The organism is Herbaspirillum aquaticum (assembly GCF_002213425.1).
Taxonomy (GTDB): domain Bacteria; phylum Pseudomonadota; class Gammaproteobacteria; order Burkholderiales; family Burkholderiaceae_D; genus Herbaspirillum; species Herbaspirillum aquaticum.
The window spans coordinates 48,711-59,569 of record NZ_NJGV01000016.1 but is presented as its reverse complement, the minus strand read 5'-3'; the positions used below and the strand labels follow the sequence as shown (position 1 = coordinate 59,569).

The following is a 10,859-nucleotide window of genomic DNA, read 5'->3' as shown; positions in this document are numbered from 1 at the left end:
CGAAAAGTGGATCAGAAGGATAGTCGGAGCGAAGCGACTCTATCCTTCCCACTTTTCGCTTCGCTGCGACGGGGACCCTCCGAAGGAGGGCTGGCTCTTTGGGGTCGCCTTCTTTTGCTTACTTTTCTTGGCGAGACAAGAAAAGTGAGCGGCTGCCGGGCCGCCCCCGGCGCGTCCTTGCGACCGGAGAGAGAAAGCAATTAGGCTAGAGCGCAGGAAAGAATTCCGTGCAGACTACCCCAAACAGCAACCCCCCCCCGTAGCAAAACAGAACACAAGAAGGCAAAAAATCAAAAGCAATCAAACCCCAGTATCCCGCACCTTCTCCACCTGATCAAATTCCACGTTATAAAACTCCGACCCGCGCAATTCAGCCTTGCGCATATAGACGGTCTGCACGATATCGCGGGTAGCAGCATCGATGGAAACCGGCCCGCGCACACTCTCCCAGCTCATCCCCTTCATGGCAGCCAGCAGCTTCTCGCCATCCGCATCCCCGCCGGTCTTCTTGAGCGATTCGTAGAGCAGATGCATCCCGTCATAGGCTCCGACGGAATGAAAGTTGGCGCGCATCCCCTTGTTGGCCTTGGCCATGGCGTCCACATATTCCTTGTTGGCAGCAGAGGGATGCGCCGCCGAATAATGATGACTGCTCACCACATCCTTGGCCGCCGCACCGATACCCGCCATCAAATCATCATCGAGCACATCACCCGTACAGATGAGGCGAATCCCGGCAGCCGCCAATCCCCGCTCGGTAAACTGCTTCAGCACGGCAGCACCTTCCCCGGAAGGTACAAAAACGAACAAAGCCTGCGGCTTGGCGTCCTTCACCCGCTGCAGGAAGGGTGCATAGTCCGGATTGCGCAAAGGTACGCGCACGCTCTCCATGACCTTGCCACCTGCCTCGGAAAAAGTCTTCACGAACACTTTCTCAGCATCCAGCCCCGGCCCATAATCGGAAACAAAGGTCACTACACTCTTGATCCCGTTCTTCGCAGCCCAGGAAGCCAGCGGCGAAGTCACCTGCGCCAGCGTAAAGCCGGTCCGCACGATATAAGGCGAACGCTGCGGAATGATCGAAGTCGCCGCCGCCGTCACGATCATCGGCACCTTGGCCTGCGTCGCAATGGGCGCGGCCGCCAGCGCCAGGGGCGTCAAACCGAAACCCATCAATACCTGCGCCTTGTCCCGCGACACCAGCTCCTGCGCCAGCCGCTTGGTCACATCCGGCGAAACGCCGCCATCGTCCTTCAACAGGATCTCCACCTTGCGCCCGGCCACGCTGTCGCCGAACTTCTGCTGATACAACTTCACCGCCGCCTCGATCTGCCGTCCGGTCGAAGCAAACGGCCCCGACATCGGCACGATCAACCCGACCTTCAATGCATCAGCAGCCCGCGCGACCAGTGGCGCACCCATCGCGGCCAGTGCAGTTCCGGCCAGCACCAGGTGGCGGCGCCGGGTATCGATCATCTCGCTCATCATGTCTCCTCATGTTTTGATTTGTATAAATGATTTACGGCGTAGGCACTACTGCTTCAGAACATTACAAATCCAGCACCAGCAAAGCACTCCGGGCCCGCGAACAGCAAGGCGTGAACTGGTCATTGGCCGCCCTTTCCTCATCGGTCAGGTACTGATCGCGATGATCCGGCTCGCCCTCCAGCACCCGCGTGAGACAGGTCCCGCAGATGCCCTGTTCGCAGGACACCGGCACATCCACACCGTGTTCGCACAAGACCTGGATCACCGTCCGGTCTGGCGGAATCGTGTAGACCTGTCCGCTGCTGGCCAGCTTCACGTCAAACGGGCCATTGCCATCGGCCTGGACCGGCGCAGCACCAAAGTATTCGAAATGAACTTGCGATTCCGGCCATCCGCGCGCACGCGCAGTCTCCACCACATGCGCGATGAATCCCGCCGGGCCACAGACGTAAAGATGGGTGGCCACATCAGCCTTTGACAGCAACGCATCCAGATCGAGCTTCTGCGCAGCATCGCCATCGTCATAGTGATGCACCACGCGCTCGGCGAATCCCGATCCGGCAATGCGCTCACGAAATGCCTGGCGTGCAGGCGAACGAGCACAGTAATGCATCTCGAAGGACGCCCCCGAGGCAGCCAACGCCTCGGCCATGCACAGGATGGGCGTCACCCCGATGCCGCCCGCCAACAGCAGGCTGTGCTGCGCCGGCACCAGTGCGAACTGGTTGCGCGGCACGCCGATGGTGAGCAGATCACCGACCTTCAGCGCCTCATGCACCGCCACCGAACCACCGCGCGAATTGGCATCGCGCAATACACCGATCTGGTAGCGATGCTGCTCATGCGGGGCATTGCACAGCGAATACTGGCGCAGCAAACCGCCCGGCAGATGCACGTCGATATGCGCACCGGCAGTAAAGCCCGGCAAGGGCGCACCATCCACCGAGACCAGCTCCAACCCGACGATGCCGTCGGCTTCCTCGCGGCGCGCCGCGACCTTGACCTGCAATGTCGTCATCGTCACTCCTCAGGCCGCTGCAGCCTTGCCGGATTCGGCTTCGCGCGCCAGCCACTTGTCCAGCACCTTGCGCGACTGCACGCCGCCAGCGTCGATGTTGAGCGCCAGCAGGCGGCGCTCGGGATACTTCAGCAGGTTGGCCTGCTGCAGCTCCAGCATCTCGCGGTCCTCGCCGAAGATCTTGCCCTGCCCTTCGCGGATGGTGTTGGTCAGCTCCTTGTCCTCAGGACGGAAGTGACGCGCCATGCCCCAGAAATACCAGTGCGACGTTTCGGTCTCGGGTGTGATGAAATCCACCACGATGGAGGAAGCCTTGTGCTCCGGCCCGGCCTCGTAGCCCCCCTTGCCGGCATGCGCCACGCCCACTTCGATCATCACGTGGCTGGGCGGCGAAAAGCGGCAGATCTGCCAGCGATCCACCGGCACCTCATCGGCCAATCCATTGCCTCGCAAGGCCATGCGCCAGAACGGCGGCGGCATGATGTTCTCCATGAAGCGGCTGGTAATGACCTGCTCGCCCTCCACCCGCGTATTGACCGGGGCTTCATCGATCTCCTTCTGGCCGATGCTGGAGGCATGCACATAAGTTTCGTGCGTGAGGTCCATGAGGTTGTCGATCATCAGGCGATAGTCGCAATTGATGTGATACAAGCCACCACCATAGGCCCACTCGGGATTGTCCGCCCATTCCAGATGATGGATCTGCGCCGGATCGGCCTGCTCCTTGTCACCCGGCCATACCCAGATGAAACCGTAGCGCTCCACCACCGGGAAACTGCGGATGCAAGGGAAGCCCCGTACGCGCTGGCCCGGCATGCTGCGCGTATGCCCGTCGCAGCCCATCTCCAGGCCGTGATAGCCGCACACCAGCTGCCCTTCACGCACGAAACCCAGCGACAAAGGCGCGCCGCGATGCGGACAGAAATCCTCGACCGCGGCCACCTTGCCTTCGGCACCACGATAGAACACGATCTTCTCGCCGCAGATCTGGCGGCCCAGGGGCTTGCTTTCGATTTCGTCGGGCGTGCAGGCGACGTACCAGGCATTCTTGGGGAACATGACGGTCTCCTTGGGTGAATTCCTCAACCGGCACCGGCCTTGCATGGCCAGTACCCTTCTTGATGGACTGCTCCAGCTTGTTCTTTTCCGCAGGTGGCTTGATCCAGATCCTGTCGGGTCTCGCATTTTTCTGTTTTAATATTCAGTACACTGAATGTTAGAAAAGTATCCGTCAATCCGCAGCGCAAGTAAACGCGCTGGCGGACTTTTTTCGTTGCGCGTTGCATCAATTGATTGAGGGAAAACCGCGCGGACCTTACACTGCCGCATCGCTGCCTTCACCTTGCAGCTCATCCATTGCCCGATTGCATCCGACCCTATCCGCCATGCCAGAGACCACGCCGCCCAAGGACGAAAGCCAGCTCATCGATCTCTACGAGCATCCCGGCCACCTGCTGCGCCGCGCGCAACAGATTTCGGTGTCGATCTTCCATGACGAAACCGGCGGCATCATTACCCCGGTGCAATACGCGATTCTGCGCATGCTGTCGAATCATCCCGGCATCGACCAGGTGAGCTTGTCGGGACTGGTCGCCATCGACACCTCCACCGGCGCCACGGTCTGTGCCCGCCTCGAAGAAAAGGGCTTGCTGGTGCGGGAAGTCATTCCGCACAACCGCCGCCAGCGCGCATTGCGCATCACGCAGGCAGGCGAAGCCCTGCTGGAAGAACTGATTCCCGGCCTGCAGCGCCTGCGCAAGCGCATCCTGGCGCCGCTTGATGAGGCCGAGCAGGAGCAGTTCATGCGACTGCTGGACAAGCTGGTGCACGAGAACAATCCACAAAGCCGCGCACCGCTCGCACGCTTGCGCGACCAGGATTGCCAGGAGGACTGAGCCTCAGGCTACCGCTACCAGTCGATCCAGTGTTTCGCCATCGTCCAGCAGGCTTTGGCTATCCGAGGCATGCACGATGCGGCCACGATCGAGCACGATGGCCCGTTGCGTCAGCGACAGCGCCATGCGGGCATGCTGCTCCACCACGATCACCGACATCCCTTCCTCACTGACCAGGCGGCGGATTACCTTCAGCAGCTCCTGCACTATGATGGGCGCCAGCCCTTCCATCGGCTCATCCAGCAAGAGGAGGCTGGGGCTGACCATCAGCGCGCGCGCAATGGCCAGCATCTGCTGCTCGCCCCCGGAGAGCTGGTTGCCCATGTTGTGGCGGCGCTCATGCAGGCGGGGAAAAATCGAATAGATCTTCTGCAAGTTCCATTTGCCGCCACGCTCGACCACCGTCAGGTGTTCCTCCACCGACAGCGAAGGAAACATGAACCGCTCCTGCGGCACCCAGCCCAGCCCGGCATGCGCGCGCTTGTGGGTCGGCACGCGTGCGATGTTGCTGCCGCGCCAGTGGATGCTGCCGCCATGCAGGCGGGTCAGTCCCATGAGCGTGATCAACAAGCTGGTCTTGCCCACGCCATTACGCCCCAGCAGGGCCAGGCTCTCGCCCTCCTGCATCGAGAAGGACAGCTCCTCCAGGACGATGGAATCGCCATAACCGGCGCTCACCTTGTCCAATGCCAGCAGCTCAGGCATGTTCAGCCTCCCCCAGGTAGACTTCCTTGACGCGTTGGTCAGCCGCGATCTCGGCCGGTGTACCTTCGACCAGCACCTTGCCGCCGACCAGCACCGTGATGCGCTCGGCGAAGCGAAATACCAGCCCCATGTCATGTTCGATGAAGACGATGGTCACCTCGCGTGGCAATTGCGCAATCACTTCGAAGAGTTCACGGCTTTCCGCCGAGGGAATGCCGGCGGCCGGTTCGTCCAGCAACAGTACCTTCGGCTGAGTCGCCAGTGCCAAGGCAATCTCCACCAGCCGCTGCTTGCCATAGGCCAGGCTGCGCGTGATGCTGTTGGCTTCCTGCGCCAGCTTGAGTGAATCCAGCAAGGCCATGGCTTCGTCCACCACCTCGGTCTGGCTGGCCACGGTCTGGTACCACTTGTATTGCAGGCCACGCCGCTCCTGGATCGCCAGGATCACCGACTCCAGCACCGTGAGGCCGGCAAAGAGCGTATTGATCTGGAAGGTACGCGTCATGCCGCGCTTGACGCGCTCATGCTGGGCCAGCGCGGTAATGTCCTCGCCACCAAACCACACCTTGCCCGCGCTGGGCGCAAAGCCGCCCGTGAGCAGATTGATGAAGGTCGTCTTGCCCGCGCCATTGGGGCCGATCAAGGCGTGGCGCGCACCGGGTGCGAAGCTCAGCGAGATGTCGCTGTTGGCCACGAAGCTGCCCCAGCGTTTGCTTAGCCCTTCGGTACGCAAGGTGGTATCGGCAGGATGCGGATGCAGGCTCATGCGCGGCCTCCCTTGAAGAGCTTGTCACGCAGCACGGCCAGCCCGCCGAGCAGGCCACCGCGCGCAAAGAGAACGATGACGATCAGCAGCAGGCCGATCCAGAATTGCCAGTAGGCCGGATTGAGGCCGGACAGATAATCCTGCGCCAGCATGTAGACCAGTGCACCGACCAGTCCGCCATAGAGGCGACCGGTGCCGCCCAGCACCAGGATGATGAGCAACTCGGCCGACCGCGGGAAACCCAGCACATCCAGCCCGACGAACTGCGTGGTCTGCGCCAGCAGAGCACCGGCCACACCGGCCACCGCAGCGGCCACGGTAAAGATCACCACCAGCCGGCGATTGACGTCCGCACCGATGGCCGGCATGCGACGGCCACCTTCGCGGATGCCGCGCAGGCCCAAGCCGAAGGGTGAATTCACCATCCGCCGCAGCACCACGAACAGCAGCAACAGCACCGCGAAGCTGTAGCCATAAGCCACCCGCCCGTTGAGATCGAACTCGAAGACACCGAAGATCTTGCCCATCACCATGCCCGACAAACCATCCACGCCACCGGTAATGAAGGCCGCCTTGTTGGCCGCCTCGAACAGCATCAGGCCGATGCCCAGCGTCACCATCAGCCGCGTGAGATCTGCTCCGCGCACCACCAGGAAGCTCACCAGGAAACCGGCAATGGCCGCCACCATGCCCGCCAGCAGGAGCCCCGTGATCGGCTCGCCCCAGCCATGGACGGCCAGCAGACCGGCCGTATAGGCGCCCAGGCCGAAGAAGGCGGCATGCCCCAGCGAAACGATGCCCGCATAGCCCAGGATCAGGTCCAGCGAGACGGCGAAAAGACCTACGATCATGATCTGGCTGATCAGCACCAGGTAATCGGGGAAGACGAAATACGCCGCCACCGGCATCAGCCAGAAGACGATTTCCAATGGAGTCCAGCGATCATTGGGCAGGCGCAGTACCGGCCGTGCGGCCGATCGGGTTGAAGTGCTTGCGCTGTTCATCCGCGCCTCCGCATCAGTCCGGCCGGGAACAGGATCAGCAACACCACCATCAGGCCGTAGATGACGAAGGCGCCGATCTCCGGCACATAATATTTTCCGGCGACATCGAACACGCCCAGGATCAGCGCGGCCAGCAGCGGCCCCTTGATGGTACCGGCCCCGCCCACGGCCACCACCAGCAGGAAGTAGACCATGTACTTGACCGGGAAGGTCGGGTCCAGCCCGAGCACGTCAATGCCCAGGCCGCCACCGAGGCCGGCGAGGCCCGATCCGAGCGCAAAGGTCAGGCTGAACACGCGGCTGACATTGATGCCCAGCCCTGCCGCCGCCACCTGGTTGTCGACCGAAGCGCGGATCTGCGCACCGAAACGCGTGCGCTCGATCAAGAGCCCCAGCGCCACCGTGACGATCACCACCACGCCGATCAGGAAGACGCGGTACGCCCCGACATCCAGCCCCAGCAACGAGACCTGTCCGCGCAGCCAATCCGGCAGCACGACAGGCTGCTGGGTCGGCCCCCATTGCCAGGTGGCCCCGGCCACGGCCATGAAGGTCAGGCCGATGGAAAACAGCACCTGGTCCAGGTGGCTGGCCTTGTAGAGACGGCGATAGAGGGAACGTTCAAGGATCAGGCCGACTAAGGCGGCCGCGATGAAAGCCAGCGGCAGGGTCGCCAGGAAGGGAACGCCGATGCGATTGAGCAGCGTCACGCAGACATAGCCGCCCAGCATGGCGAAGGCACCGTGGGCGAGGTTGATGAAGTTCATCATTCCCATCGTCACCGACAGGCCCACGCTGATGAGGAACAGGAGGCTGCCATAGGCAATGCCATCGAAGAGCACGCCAAGGAAGTTGCCTAGCATGGCACACCTCCCCGGCAAGGACGGGCGGGCGCAGCCGAACGCGGCGCGCAGTCATGATGCGGATGCATGATGCGGTTTGTCTCCTTCTGTCCTGCAGCTCTGTTTTTTTGGCTGCTCCGGAATCGATATAAATTATTTTTCTATTGTGCTGCGCCTGCCTCAATTCATGCTTGATCAATTTTCACGAAGACCCTTGCGATCTTCACGGATGGCGCGGCATGGCTACCCGGCCGCGCCATCCCGAACGCATCACACGCGCTCGATCACCATCGCGATGCCCTGCCCCACGCCGATGCACATGGTGCACAGCGCATAGCGGCCACCGGTGCGCTCCAGCTGGTAGGTGGCGGTGGTCACCAGGCGCGCACCGCTCATGCCCAGCGGATGGCCCAGGGCGATGGCGCCGCCGTTCGGATTGACGCGTGCGTCATCATCGGCCACGCCCAGTTCGCGCAGCACGGCCAGGCCTTGCGAGGCGAAGGCCTCGTTGAGTTCGATCACGTCCATCTGGTCAATCGTCATGCCCAGTTGCGCCAGCACTTTCTTGCTGGCCGGGGCCGGACCCATGCCCATGATGCGCGGTGCGACACCGGCAGTGGCCATGCCCAGGATGCGGGCGCGCGGCTTGAGCTGGTATTTCTCCACGGCGTCGGCACTGGCCAGCAGCAAGGCGCAGGCACCGTCGTTGACGCCGGAGGCATTGCCGGCAGTGACGGTGCCATCCGGCTTGACCACGCCCTTCAGGCGGGCCAGGGCTTCCATGCTGGTCGCACGCGGATGTTCATCCTGGGTCACGGTGATCGGATCGCCCTTCTTCTGCGGGATCACCACCGGTACGATTTCCTGGGCCAGGTTGCCATTGGCCTGCGCAGCGGCAGCCTTGGCCTGGCTGCGCACGGCGAACTGGTCCTGGTCTTCGCGGCTGACCTTGAAATCGACGGCGACATTCTCGGCCGTCTCGGGCATGGCATCCACACCATACTTCTGCTTCATCAGCGCGTTGACGAAACGCCAGCCGATGGTAGTGTCCTGGATCGCCGCCTGGCGCGAGAAGGCGCTATCGGCCTTGCCCATCACGAAGGGCGCACGGGTCATCGACTCGACGCCACCGGCGATCATCAACTGCGTTTCACCGGACTTGATGGCGCGCGCGGCCGTGCCCAGCGCATCCATGCCGGAGCCGCACAGGCGGTTGATGGTGCTGCCCGGCACTTCCTGCGGCAGGCCCGCGAGCAGCAGCGACATGCGCGCGACGTTGCGGTTGTCTTCGCCGGCCTGGTTGGCGCAGCCAAAGATCACGTCATCGACGGCCTTCCAGTCCACCTGCGGGTTGCGCTCCATGAGCGCGCGCAGCGGCACGGCGCCCAGGTCGTCGGCGCGCACGTCCTTGAGCGCACCGCCGTAGCGGCCGATGGGAGTACGGATGGCGTCACAGATAAATACGTCTTTCATGCATTCCTCACAGCGAAAACGAGATGGGTCACGGAATCAGGCCGCCGGGCGCAGCGGTGCGCCGGTCAGTTCCTGCAGTTGCGCAAAGGACAGGCCCTCGACGATCTCGCGCACCTGCAGGCCTTGCGGGGTCACGTCGATGACGGCCAGGTCGGTGTAGATGCGGTTGACGCAGCCGATGCCGGTGAGCGGATAGGAGCAGGCCTCCACCAGCTTGCTTTCGCCGGTCTTGGTCTGGTGGTCCATCATCACGAACACCTGCTTGGCGCCGATGGCCAGGTCCATCGCGCCGCCCACGGCGGGGATGGCGTCCGGCGCACCGGTGTGCCAGTTGGCCAGGTCGCCCTTGGCCGAGACCTGGAAGGCGCCCAGCACGCAGATGTCCAGGTGGCCGCCACGCATCATCGAGAACGAATCCGCGTGGTGGAAGTAGGAACCGCCGGTCAGGAGCGTCACCGGCTGCTTGCCGGCATTGATGAGGTCTTCGTCTTCTTCGCCGGGGGCCGGGGCCGGGCCCATGCCCAGCACGCCGTTTTCGCTGTGCAGGAAGATTTCCTTGTCAGCCGGCAGGTAGTTGGCCACCTTGGTCGGCAAGCCGATGCCCAGGTTCACGTAGGCGCCCTCGGGGATGTCCTGCGCCACGCGGGCGGCGATCTCTTCACGGGTAAAGCGCTTCATTGCTGTGCCTCCTTGGTTTGCACGATCCGCTGCACGAAGATGCCGGGCGTGATGATGTTTTCCGGATCGAGCTGGCCCAGTTCCACCACCTCGGTGACTTGCGCGATGGTGACCTTGGCGGCCATGGCCATGATGGGACCGAAGTTGCGCGCCGTCTTGCGATACACCAGGTTGCCCCAGCGGTCGCCGCGCAGCGCCTTGATGAGCGCGAAGTCGGCATGGATGGGCGACTCCAGTACGTAGTGCTTGCCGTCGATGAGGCGCGTCTCCTTGCCTTCGGCCAGCATGGTGCCGTAGCCGGTCGGGCTGAAGAAACCGCCGATGCCGGCACCTGCGGCACGGATGCGCTCGGCCAGGTTGCCTTGCGGGGTCAGTTCCAGCTCGATTTCGCCGGCGCGGTAGAGCGCATCGAAGACGTGGGAATCGGTCTGGCGCGGGAAGGAACAGATGATCTTCTTGACGCGCTTGGTCTTGAGCAGCGCGGCCAGGCCCGTATCGCCGTTGCCGGCGTTGTTGTTGACGATGGTCAGGTCGCGCGCGCCCTGGGCGATGAGCGCATCGATCAGGGCCGAGGGCATGCCGGCATTGCCGAAGCCACCGATCATGATGGTGGCGCCATCATGGATGTCAGCGACCGCCTGCTCCAAAGAGTCAGAAATTTTATTGATCACGTTGCTCTCACTGTAGATGCGGCGCTTCCAGCTGCGCCTGCGGGATGCCTCGCTGAGCTTGCACTCTCTGCCGTTCAGCCAGGCGGTTGGGACTCGTCTCTGCCGGTGTGGACGGGCATTCCGGCGGCATTTGCAGCGTGACGTTTCCTGCACCAGAATGTTCGATCACCGAACTAATGTTTGATTTTCGCACAAAAAGAGTTTAGCGATCCGGCTTGACGGCCGTCAAGAAAAACCCGCAGGATGTGTTCGCTTGCCGCACAAAACGTTAAAATCCTGACGCATTCAAGGCAGGCCGGAAAATCCGAGCCGCGCCGCC

The 10,859-nt window shown here is 62.6% G+C and carries 11 protein-coding genes; 1 reads left to right on the top strand and 10 read right to left on the bottom strand.

The features are described 5' to 3' along the window. Positions 1–300: 300 nt before the first annotated feature. From CEJ45_RS16070 to CEJ45_RS16060, 3 genes are all read right to left on the bottom strand, one after another. Complete coding sequence (locus tag CEJ45_RS16070; RefSeq protein WP_088756072.1) at positions 301–1,488, bottom strand: ABC transporter substrate-binding protein; 1,188 nt, start codon at positions 1,486–1,488, stop codon at positions 301–303. Positions 1,489–1,549: 61 nt separating this feature from the next. Next, positions 1,550–2,506: a PDR/VanB family oxidoreductase gene (locus tag CEJ45_RS16065; protein ID WP_088756071.1), complete on the bottom strand. Its 957-nt coding sequence runs from the start codon at positions 2,504–2,506 to the stop codon at positions 1,550–1,552. 9 nt (positions 2,507–2,515) lie between these two features. Next, a complete protein-coding gene (locus tag CEJ45_RS16060) occupies positions 2,516–3,565 on the bottom strand; it encodes an aromatic ring-hydroxylating dioxygenase subunit alpha (RefSeq protein ID WP_088756070.1) in 1,050 nt (349 codons plus the stop codon). 326 nt (positions 3,566–3,891) lie between these two features. On the opposite strand from CEJ45_RS16060, the gene CEJ45_RS16055 reads away from it, so the two are divergent. After that, a complete protein-coding gene (locus CEJ45_RS16055; protein ID WP_088756069.1) occupies positions 3,892–4,401 on the top strand; it encodes a MarR family winged helix-turn-helix transcriptional regulator in 510 nt (169 codons plus the stop codon). A 3-nt stretch (positions 4,402–4,404) separates the two neighbouring features. On the opposite strand, the gene CEJ45_RS16050 is transcribed toward CEJ45_RS16055, so the two are convergent. The 7 genes from CEJ45_RS16050 to CEJ45_RS16020 all read right to left on the bottom strand — a co-directional run bounded on the left by CEJ45_RS16050 (position 4,405) and on the right by CEJ45_RS16020 (position 10,540). Continuing rightward, positions 4,405–5,106 (bottom strand): ABC transporter ATP-binding protein, encoded by a 702-nt coding sequence (locus CEJ45_RS16050; RefSeq protein ID WP_088756068.1) that lies wholly within the window; start codon positions 5,104–5,106, stop codon positions 4,405–4,407. Further along, positions 5,099–5,872: an ABC transporter ATP-binding protein gene (locus tag CEJ45_RS16045; RefSeq protein WP_088756067.1), complete on the bottom strand. Its 774-nt coding sequence runs from the start codon at positions 5,870–5,872 to the stop codon at positions 5,099–5,101. The genes CEJ45_RS16050 and CEJ45_RS16045 overlap by 8 nt, the downstream gene beginning before the upstream one ends. Further along, entirely contained in the window at positions 5,869–6,876 is a 1,008-nt protein-coding gene (locus CEJ45_RS16040) for a branched-chain amino acid ABC transporter permease (RefSeq protein ID WP_088756066.1), read from the bottom strand. Before CEJ45_RS16040 ends, CEJ45_RS16045 begins: the two co-directional genes overlap by 4 nt. Continuing rightward, a complete protein-coding gene (locus tag CEJ45_RS16035; protein ID WP_088756065.1) occupies positions 6,873–7,739 on the bottom strand; it encodes a branched-chain amino acid ABC transporter permease in 867 nt (288 codons plus the stop codon). The genes CEJ45_RS16040 and CEJ45_RS16035 overlap by 4 nt, the downstream gene beginning before the upstream one ends. Positions 7,740–7,988: 249 nt before the next feature. Then, entirely contained in the window at positions 7,989–9,191 is a 1,203-nt protein-coding gene (gene pcaF / locus CEJ45_RS16030; RefSeq protein WP_088756064.1) for a 3-oxoadipyl-CoA thiolase, read from the bottom strand. A gap of 36 nt (positions 9,192–9,227) precedes the next feature. After that, a complete protein-coding gene (locus tag CEJ45_RS16025; RefSeq protein ID WP_088756063.1) occupies positions 9,228–9,869 on the bottom strand; it encodes a CoA transferase subunit B in 642 nt (213 codons plus the stop codon). Next, a complete protein-coding gene (locus tag CEJ45_RS16020; protein WP_034336231.1) occupies positions 9,866–10,540 on the bottom strand; it encodes a 3-oxoacid CoA-transferase subunit A in 675 nt (224 codons plus the stop codon). Before CEJ45_RS16020 ends, CEJ45_RS16025 begins: the two co-directional genes overlap by 4 nt. Between the last annotated feature and the right edge of the window lie 319 nt (positions 10,541–10,859).

Excerpts from the sequence above, each read along its gene's own strand:
- CEJ45_RS16060 (WP_088756070.1), bottom strand. The coding sequence starts at position 3,565 with ATGTTCCCCAAGAATGCCTGGTACGTCGCCTGCACGCCCGACGAAATC.
- CEJ45_RS16055 (WP_088756069.1), top strand. The coding sequence starts at position 3,892 with ATGCCAGAGACCACGCCGCCCAAGGACGAAAGCCAGCTCATCGATCTC.
- CEJ45_RS16025 (WP_088756063.1), bottom strand. The coding sequence starts at position 9,869 with ATGAAGCGCTTTACCCGTGAAGAGATCGCCGCCCGCGTGGCGCAGGAC.
- pcaF (WP_088756064.1), bottom strand. The coding sequence starts at position 9,191 with ATGAAAGACGTATTTATCTGTGACGCCATCCGTACTCCCATCGGCCGC.
- CEJ45_RS16050 (WP_088756068.1), bottom strand. The coding sequence starts at position 5,106 with ATGCCTGAGCTGCTGGCATTGGACAAGGTGAGCGCCGGTTATGGCGAT.
- CEJ45_RS16045 (WP_088756067.1), bottom strand. The coding sequence starts at position 5,872 with ATGAGCCTGCATCCGCATCCTGCCGATACCACCTTGCGTACCGAAGGG.
- CEJ45_RS16040 (WP_088756066.1), bottom strand. The coding sequence starts at position 6,876 with ATGAACAGCGCAAGCACTTCAACCCGATCGGCCGCACGGCCGGTACTG.
- CEJ45_RS16070 (WP_088756072.1), bottom strand. The coding sequence starts at position 1,488 with ATGATGAGCGAGATGATCGATACCCGGCGCCGCCACCTGGTGCTGGCC.
- CEJ45_RS16065 (WP_088756071.1), bottom strand. The coding sequence starts at position 2,506 with ATGACGACATTGCAGGTCAAGGTCGCGGCGCGCCGCGAGGAAGCCGAC.
- CEJ45_RS16035 (WP_088756065.1), bottom strand. The coding sequence starts at position 7,739 with ATGCTAGGCAACTTCCTTGGCGTGCTCTTCGATGGCATTGCCTATGGC.